At 54.8% G+C, this 22,474-nt stretch carries 16 protein-coding genes; 3 read left to right on the forward strand and 13 right to left on the reverse strand.

Going from position 1 to position 22,474, the window contains the following annotated elements:
• Positions 1 to 379: 379 nt before the first annotated feature.
• From hutU to ACMV5I_RS04025, 3 genes are all read left to right on the forward strand, one after another.
• Positions 380 to 2,071, forward strand: coding sequence for a urocanate hydratase (gene hutU, locus ACMV5I_RS04015; RefSeq protein ID WP_024483429.1), 1,692 nt, complete (start codon positions 380 to 382; stop codon positions 2,069 to 2,071).
• Positions 2,068 to 3,603 (forward strand): histidine ammonia-lyase, encoded by a 1,536-nt coding sequence (gene hutH / locus ACMV5I_RS04020; RefSeq protein WP_414823735.1) that lies wholly within the window; start codon positions 2,068 to 2,070, stop codon positions 3,601 to 3,603. Before hutU ends, hutH begins: the two co-directional genes overlap by 4 nt.
• 140 nt (positions 3,604 to 3,743) lie before the next feature.
• Positions 3,744 to 5,138: an amino acid permease gene (locus ACMV5I_RS04025; protein ID WP_121608738.1), complete on the forward strand. Its 1,395-nt coding sequence runs from the start codon at positions 3,744 to 3,746 to the stop codon at positions 5,136 to 5,138.
• A gap of 51 nt (positions 5,139 to 5,189) precedes the next feature.
• On the opposite strand, the gene ACMV5I_RS04030 is transcribed toward ACMV5I_RS04025, so the two are convergent.
• From ACMV5I_RS04030 to relA, 13 genes are all read right to left on the reverse strand, one after another.
• Positions 5,190 to 6,386 carry a methionine gamma-lyase gene (locus tag ACMV5I_RS04030; protein ID WP_414823736.1) on the reverse strand — a complete coding sequence of 399 codons (1,197 nt, stop codon included), beginning with the start codon at positions 6,384 to 6,386 and terminating at the stop codon, positions 5,190 to 5,192.
• Positions 6,387 to 6,419: 33 nt separating this feature from the next.
• The gene (locus ACMV5I_RS04035) at positions 6,420 to 6,791 is read right to left on the reverse strand and encodes a hypothetical protein (RefSeq protein WP_414823737.1); all 372 of its coding nucleotides are present in this window, start codon (positions 6,789 to 6,791) and stop codon (positions 6,420 to 6,422) included.
• A gap of 11 nt (positions 6,792 to 6,802) precedes the next feature.
• Positions 6,803 to 7,993 (reverse strand): FAD/NAD(P)-binding oxidoreductase, encoded by a 1,191-nt coding sequence (locus tag ACMV5I_RS04040; RefSeq protein ID WP_024483434.1) that lies wholly within the window; start codon positions 7,991 to 7,993, stop codon positions 6,803 to 6,805.
• Between the two features lie 294 nt (positions 7,994 to 8,287).
• The gene (locus ACMV5I_RS04045) at positions 8,288 to 9,142 is read right to left on the reverse strand and encodes a hypothetical protein (protein WP_024483435.1); all 855 of its coding nucleotides are present in this window, start codon (positions 9,140 to 9,142) and stop codon (positions 8,288 to 8,290) included.
• A gap of 33 nt (positions 9,143 to 9,175) precedes the next feature.
• Positions 9,176 to 9,919, reverse strand: a complete 744-nt coding sequence (locus tag ACMV5I_RS04050; RefSeq protein WP_202671535.1) for a molecular chaperone — start codon at positions 9,917 to 9,919, stop codon at positions 9,176 to 9,178.
• An 8-nt stretch (positions 9,920 to 9,927) separates the two neighbouring features.
• Complete coding sequence (locus tag ACMV5I_RS04055) at positions 9,928 to 11,265, reverse strand: fimbrial protein (RefSeq protein WP_414823738.1); 1,338 nt, start codon at positions 11,263 to 11,265, stop codon at positions 9,928 to 9,930.
• Positions 11,266 to 11,294: 29 nt separating this feature from the next.
• Positions 11,295 to 13,859 (reverse strand): fimbria/pilus outer membrane usher protein, encoded by a 2,565-nt coding sequence (locus ACMV5I_RS04060; RefSeq protein ID WP_414823739.1) that lies wholly within the window; start codon positions 13,857 to 13,859, stop codon positions 11,295 to 11,297.
• A 20-nt stretch (positions 13,860 to 13,879) separates the two neighbouring features.
• Entirely contained in the window at positions 13,880 to 14,608 is a 729-nt protein-coding gene (locus tag ACMV5I_RS04065; protein WP_202671533.1) for a molecular chaperone, read from the reverse strand.
• Positions 14,609 to 14,746: 138 nt separating this feature from the next.
• A complete protein-coding gene (locus tag ACMV5I_RS04070) occupies positions 14,747 to 15,280 on the reverse strand; it encodes a fimbrial protein (RefSeq protein WP_414823740.1) in 534 nt (177 codons plus the stop codon).
• Between the two features lie 626 nt (positions 15,281 to 15,906).
• On the reverse strand, positions 15,907 to 17,202 hold the full coding sequence (gene eno, locus ACMV5I_RS04075) for a phosphopyruvate hydratase (protein WP_024483441.1): 1,296 nt from the start codon (positions 17,200 to 17,202) through the stop codon (positions 15,907 to 15,909).
• A gap of 80 nt (positions 17,203 to 17,282) precedes the next feature.
• Positions 17,283 to 18,920, reverse strand: a complete 1,638-nt coding sequence (gene pyrG, locus ACMV5I_RS04080) for a glutamine hydrolyzing CTP synthase (RefSeq protein ID WP_024483442.1) — start codon at positions 18,918 to 18,920, stop codon at positions 17,283 to 17,285.
• A 365-nt stretch (positions 18,921 to 19,285) separates the two neighbouring features.
• Positions 19,286 to 20,080 carry a nucleoside triphosphate pyrophosphohydrolase gene (gene mazG / locus ACMV5I_RS04085; RefSeq protein WP_261287906.1) on the reverse strand — a complete coding sequence of 265 codons (795 nt, stop codon included), beginning with the start codon at positions 20,078 to 20,080 and terminating at the stop codon, positions 19,286 to 19,288.
• A gap of 153 nt (positions 20,081 to 20,233) precedes the next feature.
• Positions 20,234 to 22,468 carry a GTP diphosphokinase gene (gene relA / locus ACMV5I_RS04090; RefSeq protein ID WP_065687048.1) on the reverse strand — a complete coding sequence of 745 codons (2,235 nt, stop codon included), beginning with the start codon at positions 22,466 to 22,468 and terminating at the stop codon, positions 20,234 to 20,236.
• Positions 22,469 to 22,474: the final 6 nt, after the last annotated feature.

Raw genomic sequence — 22,474 nt, forward strand, 5'->3', positions numbered from 1 at the left:
GCGCAGCATGCGGCGCCCCTACAAATCATTGTCTCCCAATCCCCCGGTAATACGTTTTTTTTATCGCTGCCGCTTAGTTGTAATCCATATGTAAAATTATTGTGATTTATCGCTCAAAAATGACACTATTTTAATTCATTTTTGTAGAGCAGCTCACTGTTTTGCCATGTCCGGCTAATAGCCTTAATCCGAAAACAAAACATAAAGACATGATTTAAAACACAAATAACCTTTGCTTATGCCATTTTTATCAAATTGTCGCCGCTGTTGCATATGCTTGTACATACAAGTATATGTTAATAAACCCCGCTCATTGTTATGGCCTGTGAGTTGCCGTCATAAGATGAGATTTGTACCGATACTGTTTGAGGAACTAGCTGTGACTGCAAATAACAAAGTTCGCCATGTTGATATTCGCGCGCCCCGCGGTACACAATTAAACGCCAAAAGCTGGCTGACCGAAGCGCCACTGCGCATGCTGATGAACAACCTGGATCCTGAAGTGGCTGAAAATCCACACGAACTGGTCGTTTATGGCGGTATCGGCCGCGCAGCCCGTGATTGGGACTGTTACGACAAGATCGTTGCCACCCTCAAAACCCTGGAAGACGACGAAACCTTGCTGGTGCAGTCCGGCAAGCCGGTCGGCGTGTTCAAAACGCACAGTAACGCCCCGCGCGTGCTGATTGCCAACTCCAACCTGGTGCCTCACTGGGCCACCTGGGAACACTTTAACGAGCTGGATGCCAAGGGCCTGGCAATGTATGGCCAGATGACCGCTGGCAGCTGGATTTACATCGGTAGCCAGGGCATCGTGCAGGGCACTTACGAGACCTTCGTCGAAGCTGGCCGCCAGCATTACGACGGCAGCCTGAAAGGCCGCTGGGTGCTGACCGCCGGGCTGGGTGGCATGGGTGGCGCACAGCCACTTGCCGCTACCTTGGCCGGGGCCAGCTCGCTGAACATCGAATGCCAGCAGAGCCGCATCGATTTCCGCCTGAAAACCCGCTATGTCGATGAGCAGGCCACCGATCTGGATGACGCTCTGGCGCGCCTGAAAAAATACTGCGCCGAAGGCAAAGCCATCTCGATTGCCCTGTGTGGCAACGCGGCAGAAATCCTGCCGGAGCTGGTCAAGCGTGGCGTGCGCCCGGACATGGTCACCGACCAGACCAGCGCCCACGATCCGCTCAACGGTTACCTGCCGAAAGGCTGGAGTTGGGAAGAGTATCGCCGCCGTGCACAAACCGAACCTGCGGTGGTGGTGAAGGCCGCCAAACAGTCGATGGCCGAACACGTAGAAGCCATGCTGGCGTTCCAGAAAATGGGCGTGCCTACCTTCGACTACGGCAACAACATCCGCCAGATGGCCAAAGAGATGGGCGTTGATAACGCCTTTGACTTCCCGGGCTTTGTACCTGCCTATATTCGCCCGCTGTTCTGCCGTGGCGTCGGCCCGTTCCGCTGGGCTGCGCTGTCTGGCGATCCGCAGGATATCTACAAGACCGACGCCATGGTCAAAGAGCTGATCCCAGACGATGAGCACCTGCACCGTTGGTTGGATATGGCGCGTGAGCGCATCAGCTTCCAGGGTCTGCCAGCCCGTATCTGCTGGGTCGGCCTGGGCCAACGTGCCAAGTTGGGCCTGGCATTTAACGAGATGGTACGCCGCGGCGAACTCTCTGCTCCAATCGTCATTGGCCGTGACCACCTGGACTCCGGCTCGGTCGCCAGCCCGAACCGTGAAACCGAATCAATGAAGGACGGCTCTGATGCCGTATCCGACTGGCCGCTGCTCAACGCCCTGCTCAACACCGCCAGCGGTGCCACCTGGGTGTCTCTGCACCACGGCGGCGGCGTCGGCATGGGCTTCTCCCAACACTCCGGCATGGTGATCGTCTGTGACGGCACCGATGAAGCCGCCGAGCGTATCGCCCGCGTGCTGCATAACGATCCGGCCACCGGCGTCATGCGCCATGCCGATGCGGGTTACGAGATCGCTATCGACTGCGCCCGCGAGCAAGGTCTGAACCTGCCAATGGTTGCCGCTACTCAGGGAGAAAAAGCATGAACGCTCTGACTATCCGCCCAGGTAAGCTGACGCTTGCCGAACTGCGCCAGGTTTATCAGCACCCGGTCACCCTGACGCTGGACGACAACGCCTATGGCGCGATCCAGCAGAGCGTTTCCTGCGTGGAACGCATTGTGGAAGAGAACCGCACCACTTACGGTATCAATACCGGGTTTGGCCTGCTGGCTTCCACCCGTATCGCCCGCGAAGATTTGGAGAACCTGCAACGTTCCATCGTGCTGTCACATGCAGCCGGTGTGGGTGCCCCTACCGATGACAGCCTGGTGCGCCTGATTATGGTGCTGAAGATCAACAGCCTGTCACGAGGTTTCTCCGGCATCCGTCTGGAAGTGATCCAGGCGCTGATGGCGCTGGTGAATGCCGAAGTGTATCCGCATATCCCGCTGAAAGGCTCCGTTGGCGCTTCAGGCGATCTGGCCCCGCTGGCACACATGAGCCTGGTGCTGTTGGGCGAAGGTAAGGCCCGTTATCAAGGTGAATGGTTACCGGCCACCGAGGCGCTGGCCAAAGCGGGTCTGAAACCGTTAACGCTGGCAGCCAAAGAGGGTCTGGCACTGTTGAACGGCACCCAGGTTTCCGCCGCCTTTGCGCTGCGTGGCCTGTTTGACGCCGAAGATCTGTTTGCTGCCGCCACCGTAACCGGCAGCCTGACCGTGGAAGCCGCGCTGGGATCTCGTAGCCCGTTCGATCCACGCATCCACGAAGTACGTGGCCAGCGTGGGCAGATCGACGCCGCCGCCGCTTATCGCCACCTGCTTGGCGTGCGTAGCGCCGTGTCGGACTCACACGCCAACTGCGAAAAAGTGCAGGATCCTTACTCCCTGCGCTGCCAACCGCAGGTGATGGGTGCCTGCCTGACGCAGATCCGCCAGGCCGCAGAAGTGCTGGAGATCGAGGCCAACGCCGTTTCCGATAACCCGCTGGTGTTTGCCGAACAGGGCGATGTGCTGTCCGGTGGCAACTTCCACGCCGAACCGGTAGCCATGGCCGCCGATAACCTGGCGCTGGCGTTTGCCGAAATCGGTTCACTCTCCGAGCGCCGTATTTCTCTGATGATGGATAAACACATGTCGCAGTTGCCACCGTTCCTGGTGGATAACGGCGGGGTGAACTCCGGCTTTATGATCGCCCAGGTCACCGCCGCCGCGCTGACCAGCGAGAACAAGGCACTGGCACATCCGGCCAGCGTTGACAGCATCCCAACCTCGGCCAACCAGGAAGACCATGTCTCGATGGCACCGGCAGCGGGCCGTCGCCTGTGGGAAATGGCGGATAACGTCCGCGGCATTCTGGCTGTAGAATGGCTAGCGGCCTGTCAGGGGCTGGATCTGCGTAAAGGTCTGCAAACTACCGCAGGGCTGGAGCAGGCTCGGCATCTGCTGCGCGAGCATGTCGCCTACTACGATAAGGATCGGTTCTTCGCCCCCGATATCGAAGCTGCCAGCCAACTGTTGGCAGCAGGCCATCTGACCGCGCTGATCCCAGCCACCTTGTTACCTAGCCAGGCGTAACGCCTTTAGGCCGTGCCCCGTCAGTCTGGGGCACGGCCTATTACCCTGCACAATTCGTCCTCTATCCCGCCGGGGTTCGTTCCCCCTGTGCGGATAGCGCTGCCTGTCCGACAACAATATGATTAAAACGGAGAAGCAACATGCGTAATGAGAAACCCCAGCTCCGGCGTGGCCTGAACGCGCGACATATCCGCTTTATGGCCCTGGGTTCGGCCATCGGTACCGGTCTGTTTTATGGTTCCGCTGGCGCGATTCAACTGGCTGGCCCGGCCGTACTGCTTGCCTATCTGGTGGGTGGAGCGGCAGTATTTATGGTCATGCGTGCCTTGGGGGAGATGGCGGTGCATCAGCCCGTCTCCGGCTCCTTCGGCCACTACGCTAGCCATTACCTAGGCCCGTTGGCGGGCTTCCTCACCGGTTGGACCTATACCTTTGAAATGGTGATCGTGGCTCTGGCCGACGTGACGGCCTTCGGCATCTATATGGGGCTATGGTTCCCAGACGTCGCGCAATGGGTCTGGGTACTGAGCATCATTCTGTTTATCGGCGCGCTTAACCTGTGCAGCGTCAAAGTGTTTGGCGAGATGGAGTTCTGGCTGTCACTGGTCAAGGTTGCCGCCATCGTGGCGATGATCATTGGTGGGGCCGCGGTGATGCTGTTCGGCTTCGGCGTCACGCAGGAAGCGACCGGTTTCAGCAATCTGTGGCAACACGGCGGCTTTATGCCTAACGGCATCGGTGGCGTCATTGCCTCCCTGGCGGTGGTGATGTTTGCCTTTGGCGGGATTGAAATTATCGGTATCACCGCCAGCGAAGCCAAAGATCCCGCCAAGGTGCTGCCCAAGGCAATCAACGCCGTGCCGGTCCGTATCCTGCTGTTCTACGTGCTAACCCTGCTGGTATTGATGTCTATCTATCCGTGGAACAGCATCGGCCAGAACGGTAGCCCGTTTGTCGAGATTTTCAGCCATATGGGCATCAGCTCGGCGGCTAACGTGTTGAACGTGGTGGTGATCACCGCCGCCATCTCCGCCATCAACAGCGACATCTTCGGCGCTGGCCGCATGATGTACGGCATGGCACAAGATGGGCAAGCACCGAAGGCCTTCACCAAACTGACCGGTAACGGTGTACCTTGGATGACGGTGTTGGTGATGTCCATTGCCCTGCTGTTGGCCGTAGTGCTCAACTATCTGATCCCCAAACAGATCTTTATCATCATTGCCTCCATCGCCACCTTTGCCACGGTGTGGGTGTGGCTGATGATCCTGCTGTCGCAGATCGCCATGCGCCGCACGCTCACTAAAGATGAAGTGGCCAAGCTGAGCTTCCCAGTCCCTTGGTGGCCAGTAGCTCCTGCTTTGGCAACGGCGTTTATGGTGTTCGTCATCGGCCTGCTCGGTTACTTCGAGGAAAGCCGTATCGCGCTGTATGTCGGGCTAGTCTGGGTAGCCTTCCTGACGCTGGCTTATACGTTGTGGGTACGCAAAAAAGGTGGGGAAACCCCTGCCGTAGTCTCAACAGAAAGCCACTAAAGCCCAGCCCACCAGCCTCGACTCATGAGGCTGGTGGTCGCTGCAGCAGGTTTACTGGCAACGTGCCAGCGCCTGATTGATATCCGCCTTCAAATCTTCAACATCTTCCAATCCTGCAGAAAGCCGGATCAGCCCGTCGCTGATATGGTGCCGCTGGCGTTCTTCGGCACTATAGGCGGAGTGCGTCATACTCGCCGGATGCTGCGCCAACGATTCGCAATCCCCCAGGCTCACCGCCCGCAGGATCAGATTTAATCCATTGAGGAAGCGGATCCCGGCCTCCATCCCCCCTTTCAGCTCAAAGGCCAACATCCCGCCTGGGCGGCTCATCTGCTGGCTGGCCAAGCCATGTTGCGGGAAGCTCTCCAATCCTGGGTAATAAACGCGCTCCACCGCCGGATGCTGTTCCAACAGCTCTGCCAACTGCTGAGCGTTGTCGCAATGGCGCTCCATGCGCAATGGCAGGGTTTTCAGGCCACGTAGCAGCAGAGACGCATCCTGCGCCGACAGCACCGCACCGGTCATGTCCTTCAAACCAACCAGACGGATCTCCTGCGCCAACTCAGCCTTGGCGATCACCAGCCCGGCCAGCAGATCGCCATGCCCACCCAGATATTTGGTGGCGGAGTGCACCACCATATCCGCCCCCAACGCCAGCGGCTGTTGCAGGTAAGGCGTGCAGTAGGTGTTATCCACCAGCAACTGCGCTCGTGGTTGCCCGTGAGTGATTTCAGCGATGGCCGCAATATCGATCAGGCGCATATTCGGATTGGCTGGTGTTTCGCAATATACCAGTCGGGTGCGTGGCCCAATGGCCTTCGCCAATTGCTCAGGACGTGTCAGGTCAACGTGGGTGATTTTCACGCCGTAACGCGCCAGGCCATGATGGAAGTAGCTGAAGGTGCAGCCATAAATCGTCTCATCGACGATCAATTCATCGCCCGGTGCCAGCAGCGTCCAACAACAGGCAGTGATCGCTCCCATGCCGGAGGAAAAGGCTACCGCGGCCTCTCCGCCCTCCAGGTTGGCGATGCGCTGCTCCAGTAAATTCAGCGTTGGATTGGCAATACGCGAGTAAAAATAGCCAGGCTCGGTACCAGCGAAACAGGCACCGCCATATTCCGCCGAGGGAAAGGTAAAAGTCGAACTCATAAAAACCGGTGGGCAAAGCGCACCCAGAAATTGCTGCGGGTCATAACCGTGATGAATGGCACGTGTGGCGAACGCCTGTTTGGATTGCATTGACATAAAGCTGTCCTGTTGGGGGGAGAAGAGTTGCCGTCAGCTTTCTGCTGGCAACGTTGAGGTACGCAACCGCTGGCCGATGATTTGTAACGTGCGCAACACCAGCATCAATCCCAATAGCGTGTCCGGCTGGCGCAGCAGCGCATAGACCGAACGGTAGTTGACGGGCGAGGTGTTCAATTGCAGCTCGCTATGCGCCATCTTCAGCGCCATGCCGCCCTCCCAACCCGCAGCGACCACGCCTTCGAACACCCCGGCCAGTTTTTCCACCAGCGCGTTGTCCGCAATATCCGTTATGTCAGAAAGCAACGACAGCAGATCGACCACATTATCCAGCCTGCCGGTCGCCAGCAGCGGATCGAGCTTGGCCAACAGGGCATCTAACGGCTGTGCTTGCGATGAGTCCATATTTCCTCCGTTCAAATCAGTCCGCGTACGGTGGCCCAGTACAGGCCACGGTTAAACCCGTTGCGCAGCATGCCGCCCAGCTTAGTGGCAGGTGTGGGGATCACGTCATGGCGATAGTCGTAAACCAACGGCATACCGGCCTGTAGTCCCATTTGGGCGATGGCCTGCACTTTGCCGTCGTAATGGGTGTGGGGCTGGCCTAAGCGCAGTTCCGCGACGATATTGTCGGCAATCACCGGGGCCTGGTTATGGCAGGAACCGCCCGCCTTGCTGACCGGCAGATCGACGGTATCGCCAATCACATAAACGCCCTGCTGCCCATAAACCTGCAGCGTCTGGTGATCGGTGGGGAGCCAGCCTTCGCCGTTATCGATATCGCTCAGCCCGGTGTTGCGCACCGCTTCCACCGCACGGATCGGCGGGGTAGCCATCAGGATGTCGAAGGGTTGTTCGTCACCCTCAGAGGAATAGGCAATGCGCCGTTCGCTATCCACTTTGCTTAGGGTAAAACCGCGCTGATGCTTGATATCGCGGGCCGCAAAAATGCTGGGCAGAGCCTCGCCGGTGGGGCGTTGCAGGAACAGGCAATTACGCAGGAGCTGTGAAATGGTCGGGTAGGTATAAACAATTTCAACGTTGTTACGCACCCCGCGCCGCCGCAGATAGTCATCCAGCATCAGGGTGGTTTCTATCGGGGCAATACCACATTGGTGCGGTACGTTGGGCGTTTGTGGGAACGACACCGTGATAAAAATTCGCCCTTTCTCGATAGTGGCCAACTTTTGCGCCAACTGGCGAGCCGCCTGATATTGGTAAAAGTGATCGCCCGCCTGGGCCAATCCTTCAATCTGTTCTGGCCAGGGTACACAGCCGGTGGCAAAGACTAAAAAGTCGTAGTGATATTTATTGCCACTGCGGGTATAAATACAACGCTGGGATAAATCGAATTGTTCAGCCTTATCAACAATAAACTGTATCTCTGGCCGTAATAGGCTTTGCTGTGGCCTGGTCAGTTCTTGTTTGAAAAAAGCATTAAAGGCGACATACATAAACGCGGGCTTGTAATAATGCACCGGTGAGTCAGAAATCATCATGATTTCAACCTGATTATTGATAACCTCCCGGTGTAACTTGGCGGCCAAGAGATTGGCCAGTATGGTACCTCCCGTACCACCACCTACAATAATTATCCTACTTCGCATTCCAACCTCTCAGTCTGTATGCAACAAAGTACGATAGCCAATGGCATTATTCCACCGGCTCTATTTAAGGTATTTAATCGAGGGGGAAAGCAGATATTTTCCCGATAGATTTTAGAGTCTAGTAGCTAACAGCTATAAGACATAATAAAAAAGAATATAAAAATAGGATTTTTATTCCAGCAATAAAATCATGGCGTTATAAATATTAAAAACAAAATAAATACCATGATAATTAGTTGAATGCTATAAATTGCATATTGTAGCTATATCACTGTCGTGATTTTCCTGGCAGTTCTAGTTATTATGCTGCTGACATGCTCCATCCAGGCTATAACCCACCATCGCCATATACAGGCTAAAGTAGCGCTCTGCCATCTCAATAAACGAGCTATTTAACTCAATCAGCACGTTATTTTTGGTGGTGAGCAGGCCCGATTTTTCCGCCGCCAGCAGGATCCGATTGATATGCGTACGGGACACCGAGCTAAACTTGGCGATCTCCGCCGAGGACAAAAACAGCATGTGGGAATTGTGGCGGATACTTTCCATAAATAGCATCAGCAACACCATATGGCCCGCATCTTTAGTAATAAATAATGCGGCCTGTGGTACCAGATCGTTCAGATAGATCTCCTGTATCATCAGTTGGCCGTAAACCTTGAAGAACGCAGGTAAAAACCAACTCTGATCCAGCAGGTCGGCAACCGGAATTTCGGGGGCCAACGTTTGATAGGGCAACGCCATCGAGGAAACCAGCTCATGGGTTTGGCGCAGGGCATTCGGGGTAGGCCTAAACAACAGCGTGCGCCGGTCTTGATCGTCCTTCTTGACCTCTAGCCAGCGCCCAACGCGTAGGAAGAACAGAAACGAATCCAACGCGTTCTCGCTGATAATATCTTTGCCTTTAAAAAAGGCTTTAACATCCTTCAGGGCGGCCTCGCCTTGAGTGTAATAAATGGCCAGCAGAGTCGAGCAGATAATAAAGCGGCTGTTACGAAAGATGATTTTGTAGAACATAGGATGATTCCGATAGGTTTCATCTATCAGCACACCGTGTTTAATTATCGCCTGATGGAACCGCCCCGAGCTTCTTATCTTGGTGGCTCGTTGTGCCAATTCTAGTTCGATCTGATGTTTAGTGGGTGTCATCTTATTCTCTATTTGGCCGCAAGGTTAGGCCTGTTATTTCCGTACGGCATATTGCTGATCGACCGCATTACCCTGATCATCGATAATGGCGGCGTTGACCATCGCTGAAGAGATAGCCCCTGATTGAACAATATCATTAATCCGATACTTTTTACTGCCGTAAGGCGGCGTCATCATATCGCTCTCTTGTTGCACCGGATAATCCTGCTGGCCAATGCGCAGCGCAAGACGGGAAAAAGAGAGATAAACCGGCGACGGGTTATCGCACAGCAAGACGTAATGATTATCTTCCTTTTTCAGGGTAAACACCGGCTTAGGCGCATCCTTCTCGGCCGCGACCACCGCTTTGGGCCGATAGAAAATCTTCATCTGGGTGTTCATCGCCATGGTCACGCTAGGCTGCAGCGGGGGGATCACCGGGCGCGTCGGCGGGATTTCGTACAGATTAATCCAGAAGACCGATTCCCGATCCTTTGGCAGTGACTGCTGGTTATATATCAGCCTCAGCCCTTTCATGGTCTTGGGTTGCATGCTAAATACCGCTGGCAAGCTGACAAAAGGCGCTGTTGATTGTTCGGGGGCTGCGTTGACATCCCCATCGTCTACCCAGGTTTGTACCACGATCGGGTAGTCATTGGTATTGAGGAGCATCAAGCTTTTTTCATTATCGCCCTCACGAAAAATCACTCGCGTCGCGGAGGCGATAATGCCGGCCTGAGCCAGCATTGCAGGTAACAAGCCAGCGAGCAGCAGTAGCGCACAGACGATTTTCTTCATAATGTTCCCTACTGTACCTTGACCCAAACATACGCCTTGGCATCAACCTTGCCCGCCGTAACGGTCTGGCCCGGCAAGCGCGATAATGTGGCTGTCAACTGCGTGGTGTAATGAGTATACCCCGTCGCGGTGCTGCCCCCGTTGCTTGCGCCATCAAGAACAGGGTACCAACCCGCATTGTTACCCTGCGGGCACTGGCCAGCACTACAACGAGCCCAGCCGACAAAGTTCATTGGCGTACCGTTGCTACTGTTAGAGAGTGCAATTCCCACGCCGGTCGCTACACTGCTGTCCGTGCCATAACCGTCAGAGAGCAGATAGCTGACGCCACCGCTGGCGTTGACCAGACCAAGCTGTTGCGCCAGAGCAAAGCTGGCATAAGGGACTTGCAGACCCAAGGCAGTACGATTGGTACTAATCCCCGAAACGGCTGCATTATCACATTCGATATTGATGGTGAACTGGGCCTGAGAAGTTCGCCCCGCGGTTAATTGGCCAACGGAAAGCGTGGGCAGGATCACCAGCGGCGTGACGTTACGTGCCACACAGGTGGCGGTGTAAGAAAGAGAAGAAATCGGCGACGTCCCCATCCCCATCGCGTTCCAACGCCCAGTTCCCCAGGTCGAATAGTTGGTGGCTGAATCGCTACCAATAGGATCAGACGCAATACCCGGCCCTTGGAAGGTCACATAGCCATTAGGCTGGATGCAGGTATAGTTCGAATTACCCGTGGTGGAAGCCATGCCAGTCAATGGATTAGAGGCACTGTAACCACAGTAGTTACTGGCACCACGGCCAGGGAGCGAACTGATGCGGATCAGATCTGCCCGGATGGGGCTGAAATCCTTGACCCGGACCTGGATCTTGTTACCCACGGTGGCATAACGGGTGATCGGCGTTGCCTGCCAGTAACGGGTAAATACCTTGCCCGAATCCAGATGAGTGAGACGAATACCGACATAGGGGAAGTAGGTGGCAAAATAGTTGGGATTGCCGTCCGCCGCCCCTAAATCATAATACCCCCCCACCCGGTCGTCACCGTTGGTGGCAAACACTTCAAAAATCTGCCCGACGTCGCTAGCATCGCACTCATACAAAACTTTGTTCGGATCTGGGTAACGGACGCCGGAGGTGAAATCAAACACGCTACTGCCCAGCGGCGTGCCTACGGGCTGCAGGTAAGTGCTGGTCAGGTTGATACGCCCCAGGCCGACCCCGACGCCACAGGCGTCGCAACCGGAGTCAATAGCTGGCGAAACGCGGGTGCATCTGGCCGCCGCTGGCAGGCCGATCCCTGCAAGTAGGCTCCCCAACAGCGCCAACCGCAGCAGTGAAATTAACTTCATGGAATAACCTCCAGTGAATAATCGGTGAATCAGCGGCATGTCGCCTTCAGCAGCAGGAGCGGCTCATCGGTTGGCGGGGGTAATTTATAGGGCAGACTGCATCGCTCAGTCGCCCCTTCTCCCCAGCGTAAGGTCAATTTCCCTTGCGGTTTATCACTGCGCAAATAGACCTGATTAGCCTGGCCGACCATGCCGACATCGTTATTGTTCTCATCAAAGACCGAGGTACCCATCGGGATTATACTGCCATCCGGCCGCTGAACTTTGATCAGCACGGCCTGGCCCCGTATCGTCTTGAAGTGCACTCGCACCGTGGCTCCTGCGAAAGGAGCCACGCGCTGTTGCCCATCTTCCAATTCTGCCTTGCTGCTCATCCCCTGCGGATTCAGAGCCACGGTATTGAAATGATAGGGCACCAGCGAAGGAACCAGGGCATAGCCGAAACGATCGACGCGGGCGCCCTGCCCATCCATCACTTGCGCACCACGCGCACCGGGGGCATCGATCAGGGCAAAGGTATCACCAACATAAGGCCCGAGCGTGACCCCACCACGGTGGGCAACCACGGCCCCCTGTAGTGCAGCCGATCCCTGCCAATATTGGCTGGATGCTGAAACCGAGCCGGTGGCACTGGCATAAGGCAAGCGGGTTTGCAGGTTACCCCCCCAGATACTGTTATGGTTATTATCGTCGGTGGTGAAATTAAGCCCATAGCCGACCGGCTGCGTCTCCCCCACGTTGCCCGAGATCGCCGCCTGATAGCTCCCTCCCTGCCCCTGGCTGTGGTTAGAGAACAACGATGCCGTTGGCGCAGAAGAAGAGCGGCCAAGAGGAAAGGAAACCGAGAGCGAGCTAACGGTTTGCGAGGTATTGCTACTCGCGAGATCATTGGTATTCACATAGGGCTGGCTGCCGTCGTAATAGGCGCTATTGTTGCCGTTCAGGCTACGGGTTCGCGTCACCGAAAGGTTCAACGCGACGCCGTTGCCAAAGACCTTGCCCCAACCCAACTGTAGCTGATTATCCCGGCCACGCCCATCGCGGTAATCCTGGGTAGAGCCTGACAGCGTCAGGTTACCCAATGAGCCGATCCCCTGATTGACGGCCACTTCAAAGCGCGACTGCTGGCGATAGGAATCGGATTGCCAGCTTTGTCCACTGCTGTCAGCCTGACGTACGCCAAGCACATCGCTCAAATCACGAAACCCTTCGGTGGAGTAACGATACCCGGCGATGGAAAGCGTGGTATCCGTTGGGGTAAAGCTTTTGCTATAGGAGAGGTGCAGCATCCAGCCAGAGGTATCGCCTTCCGGCAGGCTGGCATGGGAAAAAGTGCTATCCAGGCCAAAAGCCCCCAGTGAGTTACTGTAGACCCCACCCAGCATCAAGGCCTGATAGCCATCAGCTAGCTGGTTGCCTGCGTTAAACGTCACCGAGTTGCTCAAACCATACTGCCAGGTCAACTCACTGAACAGATCGTTGTCGCCGATAAAGCGCGATCGCCCAAGGGTCGCCGAATAGCGTGAGGATCCGGGGCGCATGGATTGGGGAACGGCAGAGAATGGCACGGTGAAGGTGCTGACGCTACCATCGGCCTCGGTCACCACCACCGTGAGGTCACCGGAGAAGTTGGTGGCAAACAGATCGTCAATCGCAAAGGGACCCGGGGCCACCGTGGTTTCATACAGTTGGCTTTTACCCTGAAATACGGTCACTCTGGCGTTACTGTTGGCAATACCGCGCACCACAGGAGCATAGCCTCGCAGCGAGTCCGGCAGCATACGATCGTCCGACGTCATCCGAACGCCGCGAAACCCCAACCCGGCGAAGAAATGGCCGTCAGTAAAGCCTTCCCCCAGCAACACCTCACTGCGTAACGGCAGCACCGCCCGCTGAACATAGCGGCGGCTGGTCTCCCAATGGCTGCCAAGTTCATTATCAAAACGGAAGCTGGATTGCTGGCGGTAACGCCATAATCCCAGGTTAAAACCCCCGTTCATGTTGGCGAAGGTGGAGTTGAGATCCTTGGTCTGCCCCTGGCGGTAGTTGACGTGATATTGGTTAACGTTGTAGTTGAAAAACGCCATTGTTTCACCACTGCTTAGGCTGTCAGGGCTAACGCTGCCACGGGGTTTATGGTTCAGCAAACTTTGTGGAATGCTGAGATCCAGTCTCAGCTGTGACATATCGGCCTGAACCTGAATATCTTTAAGATCGCGTCCAGGTTGCAGGCAGCCTTCCGCAGGCACCGCCGGCACTTCCTTTAGGCCAAGACGCTCCAGCTGTTGCTGCTCAAAACAGGGCAATACGTGCCGATCGTCGCCCAGGACAAAGCGGATTTTGCTGCGTTCAACAAACACACCGTTAGTAAACAGTTCGACCTCATAAGTGCCTGGCGTCACCAGATCCTGTTGGTTGAACTGTTCGAGTTGCGTAGTGCTGAAAACGCTGCCACGCAGTAAATCGGCGTCGAAGGCGTAGTCGTCCGTCGCGCCTTGTGCCAGGGAGATCCCGCCCAGAGAGAGCAAAAAGAGGCCATAGCGGCAGCACGTTGATAGCAGAGACGGCAATGTGGGATAGTTTTTGAGCGACATCAGGACCTCCCTGTCCTTTTTTAGTGCGGCGTCTCTAGCGTTACGGGAACCTCTACCCCGTAGTCATTCATAACGCCGAGCTCCACTTTCAGCTTCCCTTTGGAGAACGCCGAACCTAGCGGCCAACTCACCTGCGAAAAAGGCGCGACCATATCGGCCGGTTCAATATGCAGGTTTTTATTGCCGCTTTTGGCATAGCTGATGCTGACGTAATAAGGCGTAGGATTACTGACCTGTAATGCATTGCCATTACGCTGGATACGCAACTGTTTGCCCGCCTGGTTGCCTTCTCCCGGCAGCCCTTCGGGCCGATAGAACACCTTCAGCCGATTGCTGACCAATAGCACCAGCTTGTTTTTATCCGTTTCGCTTTGTTTGACGGCTGGCACCTGGAGGAAGTTAAGGTGAAACAGGGATTCGCGGTCAGTCGGTAACCCTTTCCCGGTGTACATTAACCGTACCATTTGCCCGCTATGGGCATTCATCCGGAAAATCTGTGGCGATGCGATAAAGGGGGCATCGGCCGTTTCCGGCGTCGATTTGTCATTATCGATATCAAGCCAGACCTGGATCAGCGCCGGGGCAGCATCATCGTTGGTAAACTGCAGCGTCTTTTCGCGTGCCTGGGCCGGGTAAATCACTCGGTTGCCCAGCATGGTGACGCTGGCAGCAGCGCTATCGACAATCAGCAACGTCAGGCTGAACAGCAATGCCGCCCAACAAGAAAAGGTACGTGTGGTATACGCCATAAGAGAGACCAGTCAACAAGACTAATAACCCAGCACCCCTTAGCTTTTCGGGCAGTGCTGACATTATTGTGGGTAACAGGCTATTTCCCGCCATCGGGCTTGAGCCCGCTGGCGGAAACAACCTGGAGCGGCAGAGTGTTATTTATAGGTAATCGCATATTGTGCTGTGGCGATCACTGAACCTGCAGTCACCCCAGCCTCTTCGGCATAATAACGGGCAACCAGTTCTTGCGAGGTGGATGTCGCGCCGGTTGCCAGCGTCATTGCGCTGGTGGTGGCCGTTGAACCCGTAGCAAAGCTCAATGGCGTGGTGGCATCGCTATCCAACAGTTGAATAGAAACCTTGGTTGCATCACCGGTGTTACCCAGGTTGCCATTGGTGGTCGCGTTATTGCCCACAAATACCGTTTTGATGGAAGTGTCGCTGGTCGCGGTAGTACAACCGGTTACGTTAACGGTAAAGGTCGTTTCCCCAGCGGTGGCACCTTTGGTCGCGAGCGAGTTGGCCGCCACCGTCTGCAGTAACACCACCGGATTGGCTTCATTGCCGTTAATATTAACCGAGCAGGTTTGAGTACTAACTTCACCCTTGAATTGCACAGTGTTGGCAGAATCAGCCATGGAGGTACTAGAGAATGCAATTAAAGCGAGAGCCATCATTTTGATTTTCATAAGAATCCTTTTAATATACTTTTTCCAATAAAGCAGTCCTGGCAGTAAATATTTACTGGCTTAAACTCACTAAGAATATACATGTCACACCATCTTTCTCAGACGCCCTGTGGACATGTGAGATTATTCTAGCAAACCAAGATTTTTCTTAACAACTATTTTTTCGTAGCAATAGTAGCCAATAGATTGAACTTACATTTGGTAACACTTATTAAACCGGCATTATTGAAAAATTAAACCAATAAATATCAATAAGTTAAAAACACAAAAGAATTATTTTGTTATCATATGAAATATTTTGAAACAAATAGGTCTTTTTAGGGGTATTACCTGAAGTTAGGATTATTCCCAACATTTTAATAATTTAATGTCTTTGCTTAGGCCCTTATTGATTACTCAGTGACCAATCTGATATCAAAACTTGCTTCACCGGGCAGGAAAATATCACCACCAAACGGGACAATTCGCGCTGAAATAAATTTTCTCCGCCCAAGTCAAATCTTAAATCAATTATTGCGTTATGTTGCAGATTGGTGAATCTATTTAACGCAGGTAAAAAAAACGGAGAGTACCTTTACGGCACTCTCCGTTTGCTTACTGATTCGGTAACGAATCAAACCGTAATATTACTGACCTTTAACTTCTTTCAGGCCATTGAACGGTGCGCGGTTGCCCAGCGCTTCTTCGATACGGATCAGTTGGTTGTATTTAGCAACGCGGTCAGAACGGCTCATAGAACCGGTTTTGATCTGGCCAGCTGCAGTACCTACCGCCAGGTCAGCGATGGTCGCATCTTCGGTTTCACCTGAACGGTGAGAGATCACCGCAGTGTAGCCTGCGTCTTTCGCCATCTTGATTGCAGCCAGAGTTTCGGTCAGAGAACCGATCTGGTTGAATTTGATCAGGATGGAGTTAGCGATGCCTTTCTCGATGCCTTCTTTCAAGATCTTGGTGTTGGTCACGAACAGGTCGTCGCCCACCAGCTGGATTTTGTCGCCCAGTACTTTGGTCTGGTATGCGAAACCATCCCAGTCAGATTCGTCCAGACCGTCTTCGATAGACACGATTGGGTATTGCTTGGTCAGGTCTTCCAGGAAGTGAGTGAACTCTTCAGAAGTGAAGGCTTTGTTGCCTTCGCCGGCCAGAACATATTTGCCGTCTTTGTAGAATTCAGACGCTGCACAGTCCATAGCCAGAGTAATGTCTTTACCCAGCTCATAGCCTGCCGCTTTTACCGCTTCAGCGATAACAGCCAGCGCTTCGGCGTTAGAACCCAGGTTTGGCGCGTAGCCACCTTCGTCACCAACAGAAGTGCCCATGCCTTTAGACTTCAGCACTTTAGCCAGGGTGTGGAACACTTCAGAACCCATACGTACGGCTTCTTTCAGAGTTTTAGCGCCAACAGGCTGGATCATGAACTCTTGAATATCAACGTTGTTGTCTGCGTGCTCACCACCGTTGATGATGTTCATCATAGGCAACGGCATAGAGAATTTGCCTGGGGTGCCGTTCAGTTCAGCAATGTGCTCATACAGCGGCATACCTTTAGAGGCAGCAGCGGCCTTGGCAGCAGCCAGAGAAACAGCCAGGATGGCGTTAGCACCAAACTGGGATTTGTTCTCGGTACCGTCCAGATCGATCATGATCTTGTCGATGTTAGCCTGGTCTTTGGCATCTTTACCCACAACCGCCTGAGCGATTGGGCCATTTACTGCGGCAACGGCTTTCAGTACGCCTTTACCCAGGAAACGAGACTTGTCACCGTCACGCAGTTCCAGTGCTTCACGGGAACCGGTAGAAGCACCTGACGGCGCTGCAGCCAGACCGACGAAACCGCCTTCCAGATGAACTTCGGCTTCAACAGTTGGGTTGCCGCGTGAGTCGATGATTTCACGACCGATGACTTTAATGATTTTGGACATTAGGTTTTCCTCAGACAAGTTAAACTAAAACTCCAGACAAACAACGCGCGGTTTTGGCCGCGCGTTGCTTACTAAAACTCTTATTTCACCTGACGCTTCTGGTGCTCACCAGCTGCCTTGACAAAGCCAGCGAACAACGGATGTCCATCACGCGGCGTCGACGTAAATTCCGGATGGAACTGACAAGCCACAAACCACGGATGATCAGGCAATTCAATAATCTCAACCAGCTTGTTATCCGCAGAACGACCTGCCACACGCATACCCGCGGCTTCGATCGGCTTCAACAGCATGTTGTTGACTTCGTAACGGTGACGGTGACGTTCCACGATGGTTGGTTCGCCGTACATCTTGCGCACCAGGCTGTTGTCGGTCAGGTGGCATTGCTGGCCACCGACGCGCATCGTGCCGCCCAGATCGCTTTCTTCGGTACGGACTTCGACGTTGCCGTCTTCGTCACGCCACTCGGTGATCAATGCGACAACCGGGTACTTACAGTCTGGCACAAATTCGGTGGAGTTAGCATTTTCCATCCCCGCCACGTTGCGCGCAAACTCCATCAACGCCACCTGCATACCCAGGCAAATACCCAGATAAGGAATTTTGTTTTCACGCGCGTAGCGTGCGGTCATCACCTTGCCTTCCACGCCACGATAGCCAAAGCCGCCAGGGATCAGGATTGCATCCAGATCTTTCAGCACTTCAACGCCGCGGGTTTCAACATCCTGCGAATCGATCAGCTTGATGTTGACGGTCAGACGGTTTTTCAAGCCACCGTGCTTGAGCGCTTCGATCACCGACTTGTAAGCATCTGGCAGTTCGACATATTTGCCGACCATCCCGATGGTCACTTCGCCGCCTGGATTGGCTTCTTCGTAGATCACCTGCTCCCACTCGCCCAGATTGGCTTCCGGCGGTGTCAGGCTGAATCGTTTACAAATATAATCATCCAAGCCCTGAGATTTCAAGAGGCCTGGGATTTTATAAATGGAATCAACGTCTTTCAGGGAGATAACCGCTTTTTCCGGTACGTTACAGAAAAGAGCGATTTTAGCGCGTTCATTAGCAGGAACTGCGCGATCGGAACGGCAGATCAGCACATCTGGCTGAATACCGATGGAAAGCAGCTCTTTTACCGAATGCTGGGTAGGTTTGGTTTTCACTTCACCCGCGGCAGCCAGGTATGGCACCAGCGTCAAATGCATGTACAGAGTGTGCTCACGGCCCACTTCGACGGCCATCTGACGAATGGCTTCCAGGAACGGCAGGGATTCGATATCGCCGACGGTGCCGCCGATTTCGACCAGCACCACATCGTGGCCTTCGCCGCCTTCGATAATGCGTTCTTTAATGGCGTTGGTGATGTGTGGGATCACCTGTACGGTGGCACCCAAGTAGTCGCCACGGCGCTCTTTGCGCAGCACGTCGGAGTAGATACGCCCGGTGGTGAAGTTGTTACGACGCGTCATTTTGGTACGGATGAAGCGCTCGTAGTGACCCAGATCCAGATCGGTTTCTGCCCCGTCTTCGGTGACGAAAACTTCCCCATGCTGAATCGGGCTCATGGTGCCCGGATCCACGTTGATGTACGGGTCCAGTTTCATGATGGTAACGTTGAGGCCACGGGCTTCAAGAATAGCCGCCAAGGAGGCTGCGGCAATGCCTTTACCCAGAGAGGATACGACCCCGCCGGTTACAAAAATATAGTTAGTTGTCATGCTGAACCTGAGAGTTTAGGTTTAAAGACGATGGAAGAACCAAGACGGGAAAGTAGTATACCCGAACCTCTCTTGACCTACAAACGATCGTTTTACCTGCCATCATCTCTGCCACCCTCGTGAGTTCATCCCGGTTTAATCGTTCGGCCCCTGTTTTAGAGCCTTTTAGAAACAATGAGTTAGCGTAAAAAACTGCGTGCAAACCGACTTTTGATGCAATAAAACACCTTAGATTTCAGTTTGTTGAGCTTTTCTGCCGGTTAAACCAGATTCAGCAATCCACAACTCGAGCTTAACCGTTTCAGCTTGAGTAAATATTGTCGCCGATCAAACAAGCGACACAGTTAGGACAACGCGATGAGCAATTAGTTTTCCAGGCGTTTGACCTGCTGCCAGGCCTCTTCCATCTGCTCCAACGTGGCTTCCTGCATTGTCAGACCGCGGCTTTGCACGATCTCCTCAACCTGGCGGAAACGGCGTTCAAACTTGCGGTTGGCCACCTGCAACGCCTTTTCCGCTTTATGCCCCAGATGGCGGGAAAGATTGACCGTGGCAAACAGCAGATCGCCAATCTCCTCTTCCAGCTTCTGCTCGTCTACCACCGCTTGCTGGGCTTCGTGCATCACTTCATCCAGCTCTTCATACACTTTGCCTACGACCGGCCCCAAGGTGTTCCAGTCGAAGCCGACCGCGGCACAGCGCTTCTGGATTTTATGAGCCTTCATCAGCGCCGGTAAGGCGTTGGGAATATCATCCAGCGCCGAGTGCAGCGCTTTCTCTGCCCGTTCACCGGCCTTCAACTGCTCCCAGCGGGCGGAAACCGCCGCGCTGTCTGCCGCCTCAGCCTCACCGAAGATATGCGGGTGACGGCGTTCCAGCTTATCGCTGATGGCGTTGCACACCTGATCGAAGTCAAACAGCCCCTGCTCCTGCCCCATCTGGGCATAAAACACCACCTGGAACAGCAGATCGCCCAGTTCATCACGCAGCTCGGCATAGTCCTGGCGCTCAATGGCGTCCAGCACTTCGTAGGTTTCTTCCAGGGTGTAAGGCGCGATGGTGGCGAAGGTCTGCTTACGATCCCACGGGCAACCCACCTGCGGATCGCGCAGGGTTTTCATAATGGTCAGCAGGCGTTGTAACGGCATAGGTTGGGTCATGTTGAGTCTCTGAATAATTAGGCTCACCACGTAGGGGCGCCGCATGCTGCGCCCGTTCCATTGATATCTGAATGGGCGCGGCATGCAGCGCCCCTACATTGGGAACCGGGTGCAACATTGTCAGTATGCTGCCCCTTGAGCAAAAAAGAAAAATCAAGCGCCGTGCAGGCGTTTGGCGTCGATAACGTCGGGCAGTTGATTGAGCTTGGCCAGCACGCGGCCCAGCACCACCTGGTTATAGATTTCGATGTCCATATCGATGGTGGCCAGCTGCTTTTTGGTGTCGCTGCGGCTGGCGACGCCCAATACGTTGACCTTCTCGTTGGCCAGGATAGTGGTGATATCACGCAGCAAACCGCTGCGATCGTTGGCCACGACGCGCACCACCAGCGAATAACCGCTGGAGTAGCTTTCCCCCCAGACCGCATCCACGATACGTTCCGGCGCGTGAGACTGTAGCTCCGCCAGTTGATCGCAATCCGCACGGTGGATCGAGATCCCGCGCCCCTGGGTGATAAAGCCGACAATGTCGTCACCCGGGATCGGCTGGCAGCAGCGGGCAATGTGGTGCATCAGATTGCCGACGCCTTCGACCACCACACGGCCATTATCTTTGCTGCGGGCCGAGGTTGCCGGGGCTTTCTGCTGGGTCAGTTGGCGTAACGCTTCGCGATCCTGCTCCTCGGCGCTAGGCTTGTTGAGCTTGCCCTGCAGGAAGTTCACCATCTGGTTGAGACGGATATCGCCGCCGCCAATGCTCGCCAACACTTCATCCAACGAGTTGACGTTATAACGTGGGATCAGCAGCTTTTCGGCTTCCCGCAGGCTGATACCGAGGTGTTCCAGCTCGTTGTCCAACATCTGCCGCCCGGCCAGGATGTTTTTATCGCGATCCTGCTTGCGGAACCAGTTGTGGATCTTGGAGCGCCCACGGCTGGTGGTGACATAGCCCAGGTTAGGGTTCAGCCAGTCACGGCTCGGGTTCGGCTGCTTCTGAGTGATGATTTCAATCTGATCGCCCATCTGCAACTGGTAGGTAAACGGCACGATACGGCCGCCGATCTTGGCACCGATACAGCGGTGACCGACGTCGCTGTGGATATGGTAGGCAAAGTCCAGCGGCGTGGAGCCGGCTGGCAGATCCACCACGTCGCCCTTCGGCGTAAACACGTAGACGCGATCGTCGAACACCTGGCTGCGCACTTCGTCGAGCATTTCGCCCGAGTCCGCCATCTCTTCCTGCCAGGCGATCAGCTTACGCAGCCAGGCAATACGTTCTTCGTAGCCGGAACGCGCCGTAACCACCGCGCCTTCTTTGTATTTCCAGTGTGCAGCGACGCCCAGCTCGGCATCTTCGTGCATCTGGCGGGTGCGGATCTGGATCTCCAGCGTTTTGCCACGCGGCCCGAGCACCACGGTATGGATCGACTGATAGCCGTTCGGTTTCGGGTTGGCGACGTAGTCGTCAAACTCATCCGGCAGATGGCGGAAATGGGTATGGACGATGCCTAACGCCGCATAGCAATCCTGCAGGCGCTCCACCACTACGCGCACCGCACGCACGTCGAACAGCTCGTCGAACGCCAGCGATTTCTTCTGCATCTTGCGCCAGATGCTGTAAATGTGTTTCGGGCGGCCATAAATGTCCGCCTTGATGCCTTCGATCTCCATCGCGCTATGCAATGAAGCCACGAAGTCATCAATAAACTGCTCGCGATCGATACGGCGTTCATGCAGCAGCTTGGCAATGCGTTTGTATTCATCGGGATGCAGATAGCGGAAGCAGAAATCTTCCAGTTCCCATTTCAACTGGCCAATGCCGAGGCGGTTGGCCAGCGGGGCGTAGATATTGGAACACTCTTTGGCCGCCAGCACGCGTTCGTCTTCCGGCGCATCCTTCACTTCACGCAGGTGGGCAATGCGCTCTGCCAGCTTGATCACCACGCAGCGGAAATCTTCCACCATCGCCAGCAGCATGCGGCGCACGTTATCGACCTGCTCGGAGCCCATCGAGTCGTTGTGGGTGGCTTTCAGTTGGCGGATGGCGTCCATATCGCGTACGCCATGCACCAGGGAGGTAATGCCGGCACCGAACTCTTCGGTGAGGGTGGCTTCAGGAACGATCGCCGCGTCTACCAACGGGAACAGCAGCGCCGCGCGCATACTGTCGTTATCCATGCTGAGGGTCGAGAGGATCTCCACCATCTCCAGGCCACGCCATAGCAGCAACGGCGCATCGGGATGGTCTTTCGTCTGCTGTTCACAGTAACGCCAGGTTGCGGCTAATCGCTCACCTGACTGCGGGTTGGGCAACCCCAGGCTGGCTATCCAGTCATCAAGCGCGAATTCACCCGCCGTATTCAGATGTGCAGTTCTTACCGCGACCATAACTTC

It is taken from the genome of Serratia sp. T13T92, assembly GCF_047530105.1.
Classification (GTDB): Bacteria; Pseudomonadota; Gammaproteobacteria; order Enterobacterales; family Enterobacteriaceae; genus Chania; species Chania fonticola.

Bases quoted from the DNA above. Each gene is read 5' to 3' on its own strand.
- hutH (WP_414823735.1), top strand. From the start codon at position 2,068: ATGAACGCTCTGACTATCCGCCCAGGTAAGCTGACGCTTGCCGAACTG.
- ACMV5I_RS04025 (WP_121608738.1), top strand. From the start codon at position 3,744: ATGCGTAATGAGAAACCCCAGCTCCGGCGTGGCCTGAACGCGCGACAT.
- ACMV5I_RS04030 (WP_414823736.1), bottom strand. From the start codon at position 6,386: ATGTCAATGCAATCCAAACAGGCGTTCGCCACACGTGCCATTCATCAC.
- ACMV5I_RS04035 (WP_414823737.1), bottom strand. From the start codon at position 6,791: ATGGACTCATCGCAAGCACAGCCGTTAGATGCCCTGTTGGCCAAGCTC.
- ACMV5I_RS04040 (WP_024483434.1), bottom strand. From the start codon at position 7,993: ATGCGAAGTAGGATAATTATTGTAGGTGGTGGTACGGGAGGTACCATA.
- ACMV5I_RS04045 (WP_024483435.1), bottom strand. From the start codon at position 9,142: ATGACACCCACTAAACATCAGATCGAACTAGAATTGGCACAACGAGCC.
- ACMV5I_RS04050 (WP_202671535.1), bottom strand. From the start codon at position 9,919: ATGAAGAAAATCGTCTGTGCGCTACTGCTGCTCGCTGGCTTGTTACCT.
- ACMV5I_RS04055 (WP_414823738.1), bottom strand. From the start codon at position 11,265: ATGAAGTTAATTTCACTGCTGCGGTTGGCGCTGTTGGGGAGCCTACTT.
- ACMV5I_RS04060 (WP_414823739.1), bottom strand. From the start codon at position 13,859: ATGTCGCTCAAAAACTATCCCACATTGCCGTCTCTGCTATCAACGTGC.
- ACMV5I_RS04065 (WP_202671533.1), bottom strand. From the start codon at position 14,608: ATGGCGTATACCACACGTACCTTTTCTTGTTGGGCGGCATTGCTGTTC.
- ACMV5I_RS04070 (WP_414823740.1), bottom strand. From the start codon at position 15,280: ATGAAAATCAAAATGATGGCTCTCGCTTTAATTGCATTCTCTAGTACC.
- eno (WP_024483441.1), bottom strand. From the start codon at position 17,202: ATGTCCAAAATCATTAAAGTCATCGGTCGTGAAATCATCGACTCACGC.
- pyrG (WP_024483442.1), bottom strand. From the start codon at position 18,920: ATGACAACTAACTATATTTTTGTAACCGGCGGGGTCGTATCCTCTCTG.
- mazG (WP_261287906.1), bottom strand. From the start codon at position 20,080: ATGACCCAACCTATGCCGTTACAACGCCTGCTGACCATTATGAAAACC.
- relA (WP_065687048.1), bottom strand. From the start codon at position 22,468: ATGGTCGCGGTAAGAACTGCACATCTGAATACGGCGGGTGAATTCGCG.